This window comes from Streptomyces sp. NPDC058231, assembly GCF_042882275.1.
In the GTDB taxonomy this organism is placed as follows: domain Bacteria; phylum Actinomycetota; class Actinomycetes; order Streptomycetales; family Streptomycetaceae; genus Streptomyces.
In genome coordinates this window covers 1-17,842 of record NZ_JBHVWN010000022.1, presented here as the reverse complement: position 1 = coordinate 17,842, position 17,842 = coordinate 1, and the positions used below count along the sequence as shown (strand labels likewise).

Genomic DNA, 17,842 nt, shown 5'->3' with positions numbered 1-17,842 from the left:
ACTACTTGCCGCCCACCCCCATCAGTCCGTTGATCAGTGCCTTCCGTGCAACGAGGTACACGGCGAAGATCGGTACGACGGAGAGGACGATCGCGGCCAGGACGGCCGGGATGTTGACTCCGAACTGAGTCATGAAGTTGAAGAGGCCGAGGGTCAGTACCCGGTTCTCCTCCGACTGCGTCAGGATCAGCGGGAAGAGGAAGCCGTTCCATGCCTGGAGCGCCGTGTAGATCGCCACGGTGCTGATGCCGGCCTTGGACATGGGGACGGCGAGCTGCCAGAGCATCCGCAGCGGCGAGGCTCCGTCGAGCGACATCGCCTCGTACATCTCCTCGGAGACATCACGCATGGTGCCGCTGAGCACCAGCACCGCCACCGGCATCGCGAAGGCGGCGGTCGGCAGGATGATCGCGGGCAGGGTGTCGTAGAGCCCCATCTTGCCGATGAGCAGGTACAGCGGCACGATCACCGCCTGCGCCGGGATCGCCACGCCGAGCAGGAAGGTCCTGAAGGCGAGCGAGGAGAGCCGGCTGCGGGTGCGCACCGCCACATAGGCGACGGGCACCGCGAGCACCAGCACGATGGCGACGGTGGACGCGGCGACGATCGCCGTGTTGCCGAGCATCGTGCCGAAGCCGCTGTGCAGCACGGTGTTGTAGTTGTCGAGCGTCGGGTGGGTCGGGAAGGCCAGCGGGTCGCCGTTGAGCGCCTCGTCCTGATGCATCAACGACGAGGAGATCAGCGTGTAGAGCGGTACGACCACGAGGACGAGCCAGATCAGGGAGCCCAGACCGGCCAGTGGGTTGCCCCATCGCTTGCGGCGGCGGGATGCCGTCGCAGGGTTCCGGAGCACGGGCGACACGGTGGGCGCCGCGGGGCGGGTGTCGATTGACATCTCGTCACATACCTTCCCGGGTTGACCGCATGTCCCCGAAGCCGCTGAAGCGGACCAGGATCAGTGACAGGGCGGTGGCCACCACGACGAGGGCCGTGGCGATCGCGGCGGCGTAGCCGAGGTCGTAGGTCTGGAAGCCGGTCCGGTACATCAGGTACGGAAGAACCGTGGTGTCCGTGCCGGGGCCGCCCTTGGTCATGATCAGCACGGTGTCGAAGTACGTCAGCGAGCCGACGATCATCAGGACCGACGAGGTCGTGATGGTGTGGCGCAGCTGCGGCAGCGTGATGTGGAAGAACTGCCGGAACATGCCGGCGCCGTCCATCTCGGCGGCCTGGTAGAGCACCTCGGGGACCTGCCGGGCACCGCCCTGGTAGATCAGGGTGTGGAACGGCATGAACTGCCAGCCGCCGACGAACGCCACGGTGAGCAGGGCGCCGGTCGACGACCCCATGACGTTCGGGTCGATACCGAACCAGGGACCGATCTCCTTGATCACGCCGAAGTTCGGGTCCAGCAGGGCGTGGAAGAGCATCGCGATGGCGGTGGTGGAGAGCAACAGCGGGATGAAGAAGATCGCGGAGAGCACGGCCCTGTTGCGCTGACGGCCTGCCGCCCAGACGCCGAGCAGCAGCGCCACGGGGGTCTGGAAGGCCCAGCTGATGGCGGTCAGCAGCAGGCTCAGCCAGGCGGCCTGGCGGAATTCCGGGTCCTTGAAGAGCCGGGTCCAGTTGTCCAGGCCGGTCACGGTCGGGGAGTTGAGCCCGTCCCAGTGGCAGAAGGAGAGATAGACGGCGATCGCCAGCGGGACGATCGCGAAGACGGCGAAGAAGAGGAGGCCGGGCAGGGCCCAGCTGACGGGTGGACGGCCGACGTCTCCGACGGCCGTCTTCCTGCCTCCGCGCGTCTTCAGATGCGGAGTGTGTACTGACATTCTTACTTTACGGCCTTCATTGCTGCGACGAACTGCTCGGGGGTGGACTTGCCGGCGAACAGCTTGCTGATCTCGGTGAGCAGCGGGGTGGCGTACTGGGACTCCAGTGCCTGGTCCCACGAGAGCGTGAAGCTGGGCGCCTTCTGGACCAGGGTGTACTGGTCCTTGGCGAACTGCGGGTTGGGCGACGTGCTGAGCATCGTGGCCGCGTTGGAGGTGGTGGGGATGTCCCCGTTGTCGACCAGGGCCTTGGCGTACTTCTGCGAGGCCATCGTCTTCAGGAAGGCGATCGCAGCGTCCTTGTGCTTGGTACGCGCGTTGATGGACCAGTAGTTGGTGGGGTTGCCCACCACGTCCGCCGCGTCACCGACGCCGCCGGCCACGGTCGGGAAGGCGGTCCAGCCAAGGTCCTTCTTGGCGAAATCCGGGGCCTTGCCCAGCTGGGTCGAGTACTCCCACGAACCCATGAGGTGCATGGCGGCCTTGCCCTTGTTGAGGAGCGTGGGCGCACCGCCGTTGCCGTAGTCGACGGAGTTGAAGTTCTTGCCGAACGCGCCCTGGTCGATGAGCTCCTTGACGGTCTGGGCCGCCTTGAGCACCGCCGGGTCGCCCCAGCCGGAGCTGTCGCCGTTCTGGATCTTCTTGAAGACCTCGGGGCCGCCGACCCGGTCGAGCAGGTACTCCATCCACATCAGCTCGGGCCACTTGTCGGCACCGCCGAGCGCGAAGGGCGTGATGCCCTTGGCCTTGAAGGTGGTGATGGCCTTCTGAAGGTCCTCCCAGGTCTTGGGGGCCTCCAGCTTGTTCTCGGCGAAGAGGGTCTTGTTGTAGAAGAGCATCACGGGCTGCATGCCGCGCATGGGCACCCCGTAGATCTTTCCGTCGAGACCGCCCGCCGTCATGATCGACGGGAGGAATCCGTCCTTGAGCTCAGGGGTGCTGTTGACCGTCGACGTGAGGTCGACCAGCTGCTTGGCGTCGACGTAGGGCTTGATCGAACCGCCGCCCCAGTTGAAGAAGACGTCCGGGGCGCTCGGCGAGCCCATCGCGCTGCGGAGCTTGTTCACGTAGTCGGTACCGGGGACGGAGACCAGCTTGACCTTGACCTTGGAGGTCTTGTTGAACTCCGTTACCGCAGCTTGCTGGACCTTGACCGCGTCATCACCGTAGACATATGCCGTGATGGTTCCGCCGTCGCTGCCGCTGCCCCCGTCGGACCCGCAGCCGGCCAGCAGACCGGCCATGACCATGGCAGCGCCTGCCGCGGTCCATCTGGCTGTACGTGTGCCCTGAGTAAAAATGCCCGACCGCATGACCGCACCTCTGTCGAATGTTTCGGCATCGTTTTCGAATGTTGCCGGAACCGTACGGTCGTGTTTCGGCCTCGTCAAGAGGGTGCGGGAAGGATTTTCCGAACCCTGCCCCCTTCCCCGATCCAGCGGACTTGAAGCTACGATTCCCTGCATGAGCCCTGCAAAGGTCCAGTCCCCACAGGAGAAGGCGTCTGCCGACGTGCCGTCGCAGAGCACCGCCACGTTGGCGGAGATCGCTCGCGCGGCCGGAGTCTCGGCTCCGACAGTTTCGAAAGTGCTGAACGGCCGAGCCGATGTCGCCCCCGGTACGCGCACCAAGGTGGAGGAGTTGCTGCTGCTCCACGGCTACCGCCGCAGGCGGGGTTCGACGGCGCAGTCGCAGCTGATCGATCTGGTCTTCCACGAGCTCGACAGCGGCTGGGCCATGGAGGTCGTCCGGGGCGTCGAGAACGTCGCCCGGGAGGAGGGGCTGAGCCTGGTGCTCTCGGAGAGCGCAGGCCGGCTGAGCCCTGGCCAGACCTGGGTGGACGGCGTGCTGGCCCGCCGTCCGGTCGGCGTCATCCTGGTGCTCTCGGACCTGACCGCGGCCCAGCGCGCCCAGCTCACCAGTCGCAACATTCCGTTCACGGTGGTCGACCCGGCAGGTGACCCGGGTGACGACGTGCCGTCGGTCGGGACGACGAACTGGCAGGGGGGACTGGCCGCCACCCGTCATCTGACCGGTCTGGGGCACCGGCGGATCGGTGTCATCAGCGGACCGTCCCGCATGATGTGCAGCCGCGCCCGTGTCGACGGCTACCGGGCCGCGATGGAGACCGCGGGTCTGCCCATCGATGCCGATCTGGTCCGGGAGGGCGAGTTCTCGCACGAGGACGGCTACACCGCGGGGCTGGAGCTCCTGCGGCTGCCCGAGCCGCCCACCGCCATCTTCGCCGGCAACGACCTACAGGCACTCGGCGTCTACGAGGCCGCCCGCGAACTGGGCCTGCGCATCCCGGAGGATCTCAGTGTCGTCGGCTTCGACGATCTGCCGCTCACCCGATGGATCGGGCCGCCGCTCACCACGGTGCGACAGCCGCTCATCGAGATGGCCGAGACGGCGGCCCGGCTGGTCCTCGATCTCAGCCGGGGCCAGGAACCCGCGACCACCCGGGTCGATCTAGCGACCAACCTGGTGGTGCGCAGCAGCACCGCCGGCCCCTGCCGCTGACCTCCCTTCCGGCCTGCGACCGGCCCCCGGAGCGGCCGCGGCCGGGTGACCGCCCGTCCGGGGCGGGCAGCCGGCCGCCGACGGCACAGCCGGCCTCCCGGACGGGGCCGGCGGGGCGACCGCCGACCGGCCCGCGGTCGCGGCGCGCTCACCGTCGTCGGTCGCCGGTGCGCACGGGGGACATCGGGTCCGTCGCCCGCCGGAGGGACGCGGTGACGGCTCCGTCCCGGGAACCAGATCCGTGATCCGTACCAGCTCATATCTCATTCGATTTTTTGTCTGACATTGCTGATAAAAAGGACCTATGGGCGGCTTTGGCAGATCTATGGCAAGGCTCCGGCCATCGAACCCTGGACGGTCCCGCACCCTGTTCGGCGTACGCTCCGTGGCCGGGCAGGTGCTGCTGCTGGAGCTGGCGCTCGTGGTGCTGCTCGTCGTCGCGGCGGTGGTCTCACTCGTGGTGCAGGGCCGGCGCGCCGCCGTCATGGAGGCCCGCAGCCGTTCGTACGCGGTCGCCGATGCGTTCGCCCACTCACCGGGCATCGTGCAGGCGCTGGACAGCCGGAATCCCACCGCAGTGCTGCAGCCTCTGGCGGAGGACGTCCGGAAGGCCACCCATGTCGACTACGTCGTCGTGTCCAACACGAGCGGTGTCCGTTACACCCATCCCGATCCCGCGCTGATCGGGAAGCACATCCTCGGCCCGTACAAGCAGGCGGTCCTCGGGAAGGGCTTCACCCGGACCTTCACCGGGAGCCGGGGGCCCGCCGTGAACTCGGTGCTGCCCGTACCGAGGGCCGACGGCTCCACCGCCGGCCTGGTGTCGGTGGGCATCACGGTCACGAACGTGAACAAACTGGCCGACCGCAACCTGCCGTTGCTGATCGGCGCCGCGGTGACCGCGTTCGCCCTGACCTCCGGGGGCGCGGCGCTGATCAGCCGGCGTCTGCGGCGGCAGACGCACGGCCTCGGCCCCGCCGAGATGACGCGACTGTACGAGCACCACGCCGCGGTCCTGCACTCCGTACGCGAAGGCGTGCTCATCATCGACGGCGACGGGCGGCTGCTGTTGGCCAACGACGAGGCCCGGCGGCTGCTGAGCCTGCCCGCCGGGGCCGAGGGGCGGCCGCTGGCAGACGTCGGTCTGCCTGGCCCCCTCGCGGATCTGCTCACCTCCGGCCGCATCGCCTCCGACGAGGTGAGCATGGCCGACGACCGGCTGCTGGCCGTCAATCTGCGGCCCATCGACGCGCACGGCGGACCCGCCGGAACGGTCGCGACCCTGCGGGACACGACGGAACTCGCCGCCCTGGCCGGCCGGGCCACGAAGGTACGGGAGCGGATGATGCTGCTGCACGCGGCCGGCGCGCGTATCGGTTCGACCCTCGATGTGACGCGGACCGCGGAGGAGCTGGCGAACGTGGTGGTCCCCCGTTTCGCCGACTTCTCCTCGGTCGACCTCGCCCAGCCCGTGCTGCGCGGCGAGGAACCGTCGGTGCCGCTCGGCACCGTGCTGGACATGCGGCGCACCGCTGCGGCAGGCGTGCGCGGCGAGCCCCCCTTCTACCCGGTCGGAGGGGTCGTCGGGTTCGTGCCCACCAGCCCCGGGGCCCTGGGCCTGATCAACGGACACACCATGCTCGTACCGGACCTGTCCGCCGAGCCTGGCTGGCGCGCTACCGACCCGGTACGGGCGGAGCGGATCCTCGCCTACGGCGTGCACTCGCTGATCTCCGTTCCGCTGCACGCCCGCGGTGTGGTCCTGGGCATGGCGAACTTCTGGCGCTCGGACGATCGGGCCCCCTTCGACGAGGACGATCTGACCTTCGCCGAGGAGCTCGTGGCCCGGGCGGCTGTCTGTGTCGACAACGCCCGGCGTTACACCCGCGAGCACGAGATGGCGGTGGCGCTGCAGCGCAGCCTGCTCCCCCGCGGCCTGCCCGAGCAGGACGCTCTCGACGTCGCTCACCGCTATCTGCCGGCGCAGGCGGGAGTGGGCGGAGACTGGTTCGATGTCATTCCGTTGTCCGGCGCCCGCGTCGCACTGGTCGTCGGTGACGTCGTCGGGCACGGTCTGCACGCGGCCGCGACGATGGGCCGGCTGCGCACCGCGGTCCACAATTTCTCCACGCTGGATCTGCCGGCCGACGAACTCCTCGCTCGCATCGACGAACTGGTGGCGCGCATCGCCCAGGAGGAGAACACCGACGGCGGGCCTGCCGGGATCACGGGAGCCACCTGCCTGTACGCCGTCTACGACCCGGTGGACGGCACCTGCACCGCCGCCCGGGCCGGCCACCCCGGGCCCGCCCTGGTGCTGCCCGACGGCTCGGTGCGCTTCCCCGCCGTCCCCGCCGGCCTGCCGCTGGGCATCGGCGGTCTGCCGTTCGAAGCGGTGGAGTTGCCGCTGCCGGAGGGCAGCCGCCTGGTGCTCTACACCGACGGTCTCGTCCACTCGCGCGAGCGGGACTTCGACACCGGACTCCGCATGATGCGCGAGACACTGGCCGGGCGGCACCGGACATCGGAGGAGACCTGCGACGACCTGATCACGGCTCTCCTGCCGGCCCCTCCGGGTGACGACGCCGCCGTCCTGGTGGCCACCACACGCATCCTCGCCCCCTCCCGTGTCGGGGAGTGGGACGTCGAGTCCGACCCGTCGGCCGTCGCCGGGGTCCGCAAGGACGTCTCCCAGTGGCTCCTCGACAGGGGGCTGGAGGAGGAGACCTTCGCCACCGAACTGATCCTCAGCGAGCTGGTCACCAACGCGATCCGCTACGGCGGCGCCCCCATCCGGGTCCGGATGCTGCACGACCGCACTCTGATCTGCGAGGTGTCCGACGCCGGCAGCACCGCACCCCATCTGCGCTATGCGTCGACGACGGACGAGGGCGGCCGCGGGCTGTACCTCGTCTCCCAGTTCGCCGACCGCTGGGGCACCCGCTACACCGCCGAGGGCAAGGTCATCTGGTCCGAACAGACGCCCGGCCGAAACGGGGCGCCGGCAATCGAGTGGCCCTACGACGCCCTGAGGCTCTGAGTGCGGGACGACCGGGACACGGTCCCGGACCCGCCCGCGGTCGCAAACGCTCAGCCGTTGTAGACGTCGAGACGGCCGCACATCCCGAACTTTCCGTACGCCGAAGGCTGTTCGGTGTACACCCGGGCCTCGGCGAGATGGCCACCGTCTCCTTTCGCCAGGAGTTCCAGCTGTTCACCGGTTGCCGCGGACGCCGCGGCTGCGCCCTTCTCCCAGCGCCTGCGCCACTCCCGGGTCCGACGGCGTACGAGTGCGACGGCCGCCCGCTGGAAGGCGGCGAGCGGCTCGGGATCACCGGCTTCCGTGGCATGGCGCAGCGCGAGGAAACCCTCGACGGCGAGATCACGGCGGGCGCGGGCGGCGTCCTCCAGCTCCGGCTCGGGGACGTCGACGGGGAGGGCGGCCCTCGCCCGATAGAGATCGGCGTCCGCCAGGAAGCGCGGCGGCAGCGTGAGTACGGCGTCGCCGGCCTCCGGCAGTCCGCTGTTCTGCATGAGGACCACGATGCGGAGCGCGTCGTCGTTGACGAGTCGGTGGATCGTCCCCGGGGTGAACCGGACCAGCGAACCGGCCACCAGGGGCGTCTGCCGGAAACCGGAGGTGGTGAGGGTCTGCACCGAGCCGGTCCCTCCGACCACCGCATACCCCTCGGAACAGGCGAGATGGAGGTGGGGTGTGCCGCCGCGCAGCCCGTCCTCGGCGGGCCACTCGTAGACCCGGAGGTGGGACACGGCGACGGCACCGGGCAGCCCGTCGAAGGTCGCCGCGGCAACTCCGGGGCCCGGCACGCGTGGGTCCGGCACGGGTGCTCCTCGTCCGGATGGATGGTCGCGCAAGCGCTTTCCACGCACGCTACGGCCCCCTTCGGACAGCGGTCAAGGCGGCCCGAAGGGAATCGGGGCCCTGCCCCGGAACCCGTCCCGTCGTCTGCCGTCGCCGTCCGACCTGCACTGACGCCGACTCTGCGCGCCACTGTCAGTGGCCTGGTGCAGACTGGCCCACATCCGCGACAAGGGCGTTTCGGGAGGTATCAGCGATGACCGACGTACTGCTCACCGTGGGAACCCGCAAGGGACTCTTCATCGGCCGCAGACGTGGCGGTACGTGGGAGTTCGGCGGTCCGCATTTCAACGCGCAGGCGATCTATTCGGTCGCGATCGACACCCGCGGGCCCGTCCCCCGGCTGCTGGCCGGCGGGGACAGCGCGCACTGGGGCCCCTCGGTCTTCCACTCCGACGACCTGGGCAGGACGTGGGTCGAGCCGAAGCAACCGGCCGTGAAGTTCCCGCAGTTCACCGATGCGTCGCTGGAGCGGGTCTGGCAGCTGCATCCGGCCGGGGCCGAGGCGCCCGACGTCGTGTACGCGGGGACGGAGCCTGCCGCGCTGTTCCGTTCGGACGACCGCGGGGAGTCGTTCGAGCTGGTCCGCCCCCTGTGGGAGCATCCCACCCGTTCGAAGTGGGTTCCGGGCGGTGGCGGCGAGGGGCTGCACACGGTCCTGACCGACCCGAGGGACGCACAGGCGATCACCGTCGCGGTCTCCACGGCCGGGGTGTTCCGCAGCAAGGACGGCGGTGCGAGCTGGGCCCCGTCGAACAAGGGGGTGTCGGCGGTCTTCCTGCCGGACCCGGACCCGGAGTTCGGCCAGTGCGTCCACAAGGTGGCCCGGGACGCGGTCGATCCCGACCAGCTCTATCTGCAGAACCACTGGGGCGTCTTCCACAGCGACGACTCCGGGGACAACTGGACGGACATCGGTGAGGGACTGCCCTCGGACTTCGGCTTCGCCGCGGCCACGCACCCGCACCGGACCGGCACGGCGTACGTCTTCCCGATCAACGCGGATGCCGACCGCGTGCCGGCCGGGCACCGCTGCCGGGTGTTCCGCACCGGCGACGCGGGCCGCACCTGGGAACCACTGACCGCCGGACTCCCCGAGGAGACGCATTACGGCACGGTGCTGCGCGACGCGCTCTGTACGGACGACGCGGATCCGGCCGGGGTCTACTTCGGTAATCGCAACGGCGAGGTGTACGCGAGCGGGGACGACGGGGACAGCTGGCAGCAGCTGGCCTCGCACCTGCCGGACGTGCTCTGCGTACGGGCGGCGGTCGTCGGCAGTTGATCTCACCGGTCGTATCAGCAGTAGAGTGCGGCCCGTGGCAGCAAGACCATTGAAAGAGATCATCGAGTCGGGATGGGCCCAGGCCCTGGAACCCGTGGCCGAACGCGTCGCCGCGATGGGCGACTTCCTCCGCGCGGAGATCGCCGCGGGGCGCACGTACCTGCCCGCGGGGCAGAATGTGCTGCGGGCGTTCCAGCAGCCGTTCGACGAGGTACGGGTCCTGATCGTCGGTCAGGACCCTTATCCCACGCCAGGGCATGCGGTGGGGCTGAGTTTCGCGGTCGCACCCGAGGTCCGCCCGCTGCCGGGCAGCCTGGAGAACATCTACCGGGAGCTGCACACGGACCTGGGACTGCCCCGGCCGTCCAACGGGGACCTGACGCCCTGGACCCGGCAGGGAGTGCTGCTGCTCAACAGGGCGCTGACCACGGCTCCCCGCCGGCCCGCGGCGCATCGCGGCAAGGGCTGGGAGGAAGTGACCGAGCAGGCGATCCGCGCACTGGTGGCGCGGGGAACACCGCTGGTCTCCGTCCTGTGGGGGCGCGACGCCCGCAATCTGCGGCCGCTGCTGGGCGAGCTCCCGGCGATCGAATCCTCGCACCCCTCCCCCATGTCCGCGGACCGCGGCTTCTTCGGCTCGCGCCCCTTCAGCCGGACCAATGAACTGCTGGCCCGCCAGGGAGCCCAGCCCGTCGACTGGCAGCTGCCGTGACGGCCGCCGCGGGACGGTACGTCCTCGGCGTGGACTCCGGAGGTTCCGGGCTGCGGGTGGCGCTCGGCGCCGTCGGCGCCGAGAAGCCGACGGCCACGGCGGTCTGCCCCGAGCCGGTGCGTACCGGTCCGGCCGGGATCGACGCCGGGCACCTCCTTGAGCAGCTGCTTCCCGCCGTCGACGACTTGCTGGCGCAGGCCGGGGAGCGGGAGGGCGCGGCGGACGGCGCCACCCTTGCCGCCGTGGCGATCGGCGCCGCCGGAATGGCGACGCTCGGAGGACAGCTGCGCGCGGAACTGCCCGCGGCCCTGGAGAGGGCACTGGGGGTACGGCTGCTGGCGCTGGCCGCGGATGCGGTGACCGCGTACGCGGGAGCGGTCGGGCAGCGGCCGGGAGCGGTCGTCGCCGGCGGCACCGGCATGATCGCGATGGGGACGGATCTGACGAGCTGGCGCCGGGCCGACGGCTGGGGCCACCTGCTGGGCGACAGCGGCGGCGGCGCCTGGATCGGCCGGGCCGGCCTCGATGCGGCGATGCGCGCCCATGACGGACGGCGCGGCGGGTCCGCCGCGCTGCTGGCCCGGCTGCAGGCGGTGTTCGGTCCGCCGGCCGACCTGCCCGGACTGCTCTACCCGCGCACCGACCGTCCCGCGCTGCTGGCGTCGTTCGCGCCCGAGGTCGCCGCGTGCGCCGGTGACGATCCGGTTGCCGCGGGCATTCTGCGGGACGCCGCCGGACATATCGCGGAGGCGGCCTCGGCGGTGTGCCCGTCGCCGGGGACGGACGACGAACCGTGCGAAGTGGCCCTGACGGGTGGCTTGTTCCGGATGGGCGATCCGCTCCTCGTACCGCTGCGCCAAGAGCTGGCCCGGCAACTGCCGCAGGCCCGGACGGTCCCCGGTTCGGGTGATCCGCTGACCGGTTCGCTGCGTATCGCCGAGGCGCTGGCCACCGGTGATCTGCGACTGCCGCTCCACCCGACACTGCTGTGCGTACCCGCGTACCGGCCGGGCCAGGGGCGACCGTAGAGGCAGACAGAGCGGGGCAGTTGACCAGTAAGCCAATTCATCGGATAAAAGCGGACAGATAACGCCCGACTGGGCCCTCCCTGAACAGTGGGGTACCCAAAACCAGTAGCATGCGGCGCCATGAGCACCCCCACTGGGCCCGCTTCCGGCCTGCCTGTACGAATGCCGAGACCTCGCCAGTCCGGACGGCACCGCCGCCCGGAGCCCGTGGTCGCGCCCGAGGGCGCTGCCGCGCTCGTTCTTGCCGTTCCCGGTACCCCTTCCTCGGCCACGCGCAGCCTGGCCGAAGAGGTGATCAGCATTGCCCGTTCCGAGCTGCCCGGCCTCCATGCCCGGATCGGTTACGTCGACGGTGACGGTGACGAGTACCCGGCACTGGCCTCCGTACTCGCGGACTGCGCCGCCGAACGCATCGCGCGCTTCGAGCAGGCATTGGCCGCCGGCCGCGAGGCCGTGGCGCCCGACGGCCCGGCCGCGGTCGTGGTCCCGCTGCTCGCGGGGCCCGACAGCGCCCTGATCCGGCGGATACGCCAGGCGGTCATGGACAGCCGTGCACCGGCCGAGCTGACCGATGTGCTGGGTCCGCACCCGCTGCTCGCCGAGGCCCTGCACGTACGTCTCTCCGAGGCCGGTCTGGCCCGCGCCGACCGCGCCAGGCTCTTCACCGTGGCCACCGCCGCGGACGGCATCGTGCTCGCCACCGTGGGCGGCGAGGAAGCGGTACAGGCCGCCGGGATCACCGGCATGCTGCTGGCTGCCCGGCTCGCCGTGCCGGTGATGGCCGCCGCCCTCGATGTCGAGGGTTCGGTCGCATCGATCGCCGATCAGCTGAAGGGCTCCGGTTCGGTGCAGCTGGCCGTGGCGCCGTACCTGGTGGGGCCCGAGGTGACCGAGGGGCTGCTGGACGCCGCGGTGAAGGAGGCGGGCTGCGCAGCGGCCGAGCCGCTCGGCGCGTACCCGGCGATCGGCAAGCTCGTGCTGTCGATGTACATGACCTCGCTGGGCATCGCCCCCGCCGCGCCGCAGGGGGCCCAGGCCCACTGACCCGGCGGCACGGAACAGCGCGGGGCCCGTACCGGTCGGACGATCCGGTACGGGCCCCGCTGTCTTCGGTGCGCCCGGCCGTCGGCGGCCCGGCGGGACGGCGCGTCAGCCGAAGATCACGCAGGAGACGGCAGGAACGTCCAGGGAGCCCTCGTGGCGGGGTATGCCGGTCGTGGGGTCGACGGCGAACCAGCTGACGTTCCCGGACCGCTCGTTGGCCGCGTACAGCCACCGCCCGGTGGGGTCGAGGGTGAGATCGCGCGGCCAGTGGCCACCGCAGCTCACCGTCGTGACCAGGGACGCCTTCTCGCCCGTTCCGTCGAGGGCGATGACGGCGATGCTGTCGTGCCCCCGGCTGGCGGCCCAGAGGAACCTTCCGTCGCGCGAGACGACCACTTCCGACGGGTAGACGGCGGCCGTCAGGTCGGCAGCCACCTCCTCGGGCACGACCAGCGTCTCGCCGACCGGTTCCAGGACGCCGGCCACCGCGTCCCAGCGGCAGACGGTGACGGTCGGTTCGAGTTCGTTCAGGACGTACGCGTGGGTGCCCGACGGGTGGAACGCCAGGTGGCGCGGTCCGGTTCCCGGCCGCAGCGCGGTCTCGCCGTGGAGCCGCAGTGTGCCGGTGCTCGCGTCGAGGGCGCAGATCCGTACGGAATCGGTGCCGAGGTCCACGCTCAGCACCCAGCTCCCCGACGGGTCGGGAAGCACCTGATGGGCGTGCGGGGCGTGCTGACGGGCGGTGTGCGGTCCACTGCCCTCGTGCCGGAGTACGGAGGTGGCTGCTCCCAGCGATCCATCGGCCCGCACGGGGAGGGCGGTGACGCTGCCGGAGCCGTAGTTGGCGGTGATCAGATACCCGTCGGCGAGTGCCAGGTGGGTGGGGCTGCTGCCGCCCACCGCCCGGGTGCCGCCGAGCGGCTGCGGCAGATCACCGGTGACGTCGAATGCGGCGGCCGCCCCGTCCGCGACCTCACTGACCGCGTAGAGGGCGTCCGCGCCGGGACCGAGGACGAGGAAGGAGGGGTCGGGCACGGCCTCCGTCGAGCCGATGACGGTCAGCTTCCCGGTCTCCCGGTCCACCGCGGCGACGGTGACACCCTGCCCGCCCGCCGATGTGAACGACCCTATGAATGCCCGCCCGGCCTGGTTGCTGCTCACCGCTGCTGCCCCTCTCCGCCGACTGATCATGACGGTTCGGGCCGTCCTGATCCTTCCCGGGGCGACGGTAGCAGTGGGCCCGGTGTGGTCTGGACCAGGACGGCCGGCCGCACACCTGCCCCCGGGCCGCTGGTCAGGCGGTGACGAGCGGGGCGCGCGGCGAGGTCCGCAGAGGTGCGGCGAGTTCCGCCAGGGCCCGCTCCAGGGCGTGCACATGCGCCAGCGCGGCCTCGGCGCCGGGGTGGTGGTCCGGGGTGTGCGCGGGAGCGGCGAGCGGCTCCGTACCGCCCGGTGCCTGCTGCGCGAGAGCCAGTACGGCGAATTCGACGCGGCGGCAGGCGGCCCTGAGCCGGGCATCGTGCGAGGCGTCCGGGTCGGCGGCGACGGTGGCGAGGCCCCGCACCTCGCGGGCGCACAGGTCGAGCAGGCCGAGGACCTGACGGGCGCGCGCCTTGCGGGCCCGTAGCGGGTTGAGCGGGTGTACCAGCGGGGCGAGCGAGAGCCTGACCCGGCCGAGCAGTGCTTCCAGTTCGGCGACGCGCGGGCCGGGGTCGGCGTCCGGGGAGCCCGCGAGGCGGGCGGTGGCCTCGGCGGTGCAGGTGTGCACGCAGCGCAGCGCCCGCTGGATCCAGGCATCGGTGGTCGCGTGGAGGGTGACAGGCAGCACGAGGACGACGGCGAGCGCGGCGCCGAAAGCTCCCGTCCCGGTCTCCGTGAGGCGCAGCACGAGCAGTTGCGGATTCAGGACGCCGAGCAGCCCGTACAGCAGGCCGGCCATCACGGTCACGAAGAACACCATCCAGCTGTACGAGACGGCGGCGGTATAGAAGATCCCGAAGACGCAGACGGCGACGAGGGGCCGCGGTGAGGGCCGTGCCACCGTGCAGCGGCACGGCGACCAGCAGCCCGACGGCGATGCCCGCGCCACGGTGCCGAGAATCCGGCGGAAGCCGCGGACCAGCGTCTCGCCGCGCGAGGCGGTGTTCACGAAGACCCACCAGACGGTTCCGACGGCCCAGTACCAGCGGTCCGCGGACAGCAGCTGGCCGACACCGAGCGCGAAGGCGCCGGCAGCCGTCGCCTGGACCGCCTGACGCGTCGTCGCGCGGGCCAGACCGCGGCCACCGCGAAGTACGGGGACGGCCGTCGCGGGCAAACGGCGCTCGTAGCACCAGGCGCCGGCGCCCTGACGCTGGACCCGTTCATGGACGCTATGCCACCGGACCATCAGCGCAAGGACATCGTGATCCCGACGCTGGAGGAGCTCAACCTCATCCGGCACCACGCACACGACGAAGACCTGCTCCTTGTCATGGAGATGATGTCGGGCTGCGGTCTACGGAATGGCCAATGTCGGCGACAGCCCGTACTACAGCGGAAATGCGTTCCACCACAAATGGCAAAAGGTTTTGCGTGCCGCTGGCATAACTGCGGGCTACACCATGTACAGCCTGCGCCACTTCTTCGCTTCCAATTGCCTGGCCATGTCCGATCACGGATGTTGCGGAGTGGATGGGCCACAAGTCCATCGAGGTGACCTATCGCAGCTACCGCCATCTCATGCCGTCCTCCATCGGCAGGGCCTCGAAGCTGTTCGACACGGGTATCTGATCCACGCGCTGCACTGCCGCGCAGGAGCCGGGTGGCGAAGAGTTTCGCGCGTGCGACAACGTCGTGTACGGCGCGGTCGAAGTCTTCAGGCACGGCGAAGCAGACCGGTCTCCGTACCGCGCGAGCGATCGCACCATCATGCTGATCCTGACCCGGGTGTCGGAGGCCGAGGAGGAGCGCTGGGTCGGGGTGATGCTCGACAACCTCATCGCGCGCGCAGGCTCAGGCGCCGGCCGGAATCTGGCTGGCCCTCCGCAGGGGCACGGCAAGTTCGAGCAGGGCCCGCTCCAGCGCATGGAGGTGGGCGAGCACTGGTTCGGCGCCCGTCGGCTCCGTGGCCGTCGCGTTGCCGAGTCGGAGGGGCCCTCCGACGGTCGGCGCGTCAGTGAGGGCCTCGACGGCGGCCTCCACCCGCCAGCAGGCTGCGGCGAGCCGGATGTCGTGCGAGGCCTCCGGGTCGGCAGCAACGGAGGCCAGGCCGCGCACCTCGCGTGCGCAGTCATCGAGCAGCGCGAGCACATGCCGCGCCCGTCGCTTGCGCGCCTTCATCGGGTTGAGCGGATGCACCAGCGGCGCAAGCGACAAGCGCACCCGGCCGAGGATCGCCTCCAGTTCGACAATGCGCTGGGCTGGGGCAGCGTCCTCGCTCCCGGCTAGCCGGGCGGCGGCCTCCGCCGTGCACGTCTGCACGCACCGCAGTGCCCGCTCCACCCACGCCTCGGTCACGGAGTGCGTGGTTACCGGCAGCACGAACAGCACCGCCAATACAGCGCCGAACGCCCCGGCCGCCGTCTCAGCCACCCGCAGTATGAGCAGACCAGCGTCTAGCACGCCGAGCAGCCCGTACAGCATGCTCGCCATCACGGTCACGGCCAGCATCATCCAGGTGTAGGAGACAGCAGCGGTGTAGAAGATCCCGAACACGCTCATCGCCACGACCACGGCGGCCACGACCGGCTCATGGTGCAGCGGCACAGCCACGGCGAAGCCCAGCCCGATCCCGAGCACCGTCCCCAAGAATCGCCTGAACCCGCGCACGACGGTCTCGCCTCGCGAGGTTGTGGCCACGAACACCCACCAGGTGGCGCCGACCGCCCAGTACCAACGCTGATCGGAGAGCACCTGCCCCACCGCGAGCGCGAACCCCGCCCCAAACGTCGCTTGCACGGCCTGCCGCGTCGTAATCCGCCCAAGCCCCGCCGCCCCGGTAGTGAGGGCGACTGCTACCGGTGCCGCGAGCCGCCGCTCATAGCACCACACCGCGAACCGCACCACCGACGACGCAATGAGCGACAGCAGCACGGCCACATACAGCTCGGGCAGCCGGCCGGGCACGGTGTGCAGGAACTGGGCAGAGAAATAGGCCATAAAGCCGAACACGCCCAGTGAGTGCCCGCGAGGCCCCCACCGCCGCGCGTACACCCCCGCCCCCACGACGGCAAGGAACGCCAGGTCGCGCGCGACGGGCACATCGTGCAGCACGGCGGCGAGCGTGAGTACCGGGAGACCGACGACGGGGAGAAACGCGGTCGTAATCGCCTGCCCACGCACCGTCGGGTCGGTCACCGTGAACAGCGCAAGCAGCGCGGCCAGGCCACCAGCAATGGCCGCCGCCAGCGAGTACCCGGCCGCCCCGCACAGCGCGACGGCGAGCCCAATGCCGAGCACAGCCCGGGACGCGAACCGCAGCCGGATTCGCCCCGGATCGTGTGCGACGAACGCGCTCTTCAGCAAGTTGCCCCGCCCCTTTCGCACATAGACCAGCGCAGACATGAGAAAGGCGCCGCAGAGATCCCGAGGGGACCCGCAGCGCCATTGACAGACCCATCTCAGCATCAAGGGGGCTGATGGTTCAACTGAGGACCAATCCTTTGAGCCAATGGCCCAGTATCACTTCACCTTGCCCGGTCACAGCAGAGCCAACGGACCAACTCCGCACGCGAAGCCGACGCGCGAACGGCAGCCATCGCCTCAGAACCTCCCCCTGATCACTGCAGCTTCTGCTGCCGAACCCAGGCCGTTACCTCGGAAACCTTGAACTGGATCTTGGCGTTGCGGCCACGCCCAAACTTGTATGGAACGAGCCCGAGGGCGGGGGCGTCGCGGTACACCCAGGAGATCGATATGTTCAGGTACTCCGCCGTCGTCTTGGCGTCCATAAATTCCGCAGGCATAGCCACCCAATCTGCCATCGCGTCACAGTGCCTCACAGCTTCTCTGCCACCGGTTCTCTGCCACCGGCAGATGAATGATCCGACCGACATACGTTTTGGCGTCGCCGAGGAATTCGAGCAGGAGGGTGGCAACCCCACCGCACGCACCCTCCGCCCCTATGACACGACGTGTCCGTGAAGTAAAAGGAGTCCGCGCGGCGGTCTAGCCTCGAAATTTCGTGACGGTCCGCCGACGGAGTCGGTGGACCGTTTTCGTGCCGTGGGCTGAGGCTGTGCAGGCTGAGGGCCCGAGTGTCGCCTCGGGGTGGCGCCGGGTTCCACTGCTCCGGGTGTTGAGGTGCTGTCGTAGGGACGGGGAATCCGCTGGTCAGCCAGGGTCGGGCAGTTGAGTGAGCCGGTCGAGGGCTGCGGTGATGTGACCGGTCCAGGGCCAGTGCCGGGCCAGGCGGAGGATTCGCCGACGGCCGGTGGTCACGAGCTGTCCGGCCGCGGTGAACAGACGGAGCCGTAGTCGGCGGGGCTCCCAGAGACGGGCCTTGCCGGTCAGGGCGAGCATCGGCATCCAGGCCAGCAGGTCGAGAGCGACCTGCACGAT

General features: G+C 70.3%; 15 protein-coding genes. 6 read left to right on the top strand and 9 right to left on the bottom strand.

The genetic code is table 11. From position 1 onward, the window contains the following. Position 1 precedes the first annotated feature (1 nt). From ACFVXE_RS17290 to ACFVXE_RS17280, 3 genes are read right to left on the bottom strand one after another with little or no spacing between them, the layout of a single operon-like run. Positions 2-895 carry a carbohydrate ABC transporter permease gene (locus tag ACFVXE_RS17290; RefSeq protein WP_389671973.1) on the bottom strand — a complete coding sequence of 298 codons (894 nt, stop codon included), beginning with the start codon at positions 893-895 and terminating at the stop codon, positions 2-4. Between the two features lie 4 nt (positions 896-899). Beyond that, a complete protein-coding gene (locus ACFVXE_RS17285; RefSeq protein WP_389671972.1) occupies positions 900-1,829 on the bottom strand; it encodes a carbohydrate ABC transporter permease in 930 nt (309 codons plus the stop codon). A 2-nt stretch (positions 1,830-1,831) separates the two neighbouring features. Beyond that, on the bottom strand, positions 1,832-3,079 hold the full coding sequence (locus ACFVXE_RS17280; RefSeq protein WP_389671971.1) for an extracellular solute-binding protein: 1,248 nt from the start codon (positions 3,077-3,079) through the stop codon (positions 1,832-1,834). 214 nt (positions 3,080-3,293) lie between these two features. Here ACFVXE_RS17280 and ACFVXE_RS17275 point away from each other — a divergent pair, with 214 nt between their 5' ends. Beyond that, positions 3,294-4,352 carry a LacI family DNA-binding transcriptional regulator gene (locus ACFVXE_RS17275; RefSeq protein WP_389671970.1) on the top strand — a complete coding sequence of 353 codons (1,059 nt, stop codon included), beginning with the start codon at positions 3,294-3,296 and terminating at the stop codon, positions 4,350-4,352. A 325-nt stretch (positions 4,353-4,677) separates the two neighbouring features. Continuing rightward, positions 4,678-7,392: a SpoIIE family protein phosphatase gene (locus tag ACFVXE_RS17270; RefSeq protein WP_389671969.1), complete on the top strand. Its 2,715-nt coding sequence runs from the start codon at positions 4,678-4,680 to the stop codon at positions 7,390-7,392. A gap of 50 nt (positions 7,393-7,442) precedes the next feature. Here the strand turns inward: ACFVXE_RS17270 and ACFVXE_RS17265 are convergent, their stop codons facing one another. After that, positions 7,443-8,195 (bottom strand): cupin domain-containing protein, encoded by a 753-nt coding sequence (locus ACFVXE_RS17265; protein WP_389671968.1) that lies wholly within the window; start codon positions 8,193-8,195, stop codon positions 7,443-7,445. 233 nt (positions 8,196-8,428) lie between these two features. On the opposite strand from ACFVXE_RS17265, the gene ACFVXE_RS17260 reads away from it, so the two are divergent. The 4 genes from ACFVXE_RS17260 (at position 8,429) to ACFVXE_RS17245 (ending at position 12,301) form a co-directional block, all read left to right on the top strand. Continuing rightward, positions 8,429-9,517: a WD40/YVTN/BNR-like repeat-containing protein gene (locus ACFVXE_RS17260; RefSeq protein ID WP_389671967.1), complete on the top strand. Its 1,089-nt coding sequence runs from the start codon at positions 8,429-8,431 to the stop codon at positions 9,515-9,517. A gap of 34 nt (positions 9,518-9,551) precedes the next feature. Continuing rightward, the gene (locus ACFVXE_RS17255) at positions 9,552-10,229 is read left to right on the top strand and encodes a uracil-DNA glycosylase (protein ID WP_389671966.1); all 678 of its coding nucleotides are present in this window, start codon (positions 9,552-9,554) and stop codon (positions 10,227-10,229) included. Continuing rightward, on the top strand, positions 10,214-11,257 hold the full coding sequence (locus ACFVXE_RS17250; RefSeq protein WP_389672039.1) for an N-acetylglucosamine kinase: 1,044 nt from the start codon (positions 10,214-10,216) through the stop codon (positions 11,255-11,257). Before ACFVXE_RS17255 ends, ACFVXE_RS17250 begins: the two co-directional genes overlap by 16 nt. A 120-nt stretch (positions 11,258-11,377) precedes the next feature. Next, complete coding sequence (locus ACFVXE_RS17245) at positions 11,378-12,301, top strand: sirohydrochlorin chelatase (protein WP_389671965.1); 924 nt, start codon at positions 11,378-11,380, stop codon at positions 12,299-12,301. Positions 12,302-12,406: 105 nt separating this feature from the next. Here ACFVXE_RS17245 and ACFVXE_RS17240 read toward each other — a convergent pair whose 3' ends face one another. The 5 genes from ACFVXE_RS17240 to ACFVXE_RS17220 form a co-directional block, all read right to left on the bottom strand. Next, positions 12,407-13,492, bottom strand: a complete 1,086-nt coding sequence (locus tag ACFVXE_RS17240) for a lactonase family protein (protein WP_389671964.1) — start codon at positions 13,490-13,492, stop codon at positions 12,407-12,409. Positions 13,493-13,595: 103 nt separating this feature from the next. Then, the gene (locus tag ACFVXE_RS17235) at positions 13,596-14,690 is read right to left on the bottom strand and encodes an FUSC family protein (RefSeq protein WP_389671963.1); all 1,095 of its coding nucleotides are present in this window, start codon (positions 14,688-14,690) and stop codon (positions 13,596-13,598) included. A 605-nt stretch (positions 14,691-15,295) separates the two neighbouring features. Beyond that, a complete protein-coding gene (locus ACFVXE_RS17230) occupies positions 15,296-16,846 on the bottom strand; it encodes an FUSC family protein (protein ID WP_389671962.1) in 1,551 nt (516 codons plus the stop codon). Between the two features lie 215 nt (positions 16,847-17,061). After that, the gene (locus ACFVXE_RS17225; protein WP_389671961.1) at positions 17,062-17,265 is read right to left on the bottom strand and encodes a helix-turn-helix transcriptional regulator; all 204 of its coding nucleotides are present in this window, start codon (positions 17,263-17,265) and stop codon (positions 17,062-17,064) included. 349 nt (positions 17,266-17,614) lie between these two features. Beyond that, the coding region (locus ACFVXE_RS17220; RefSeq protein ID WP_389671960.1) for a transposase at positions 17,615-17,842 on the bottom strand (228 nt) is incomplete at its 5' end.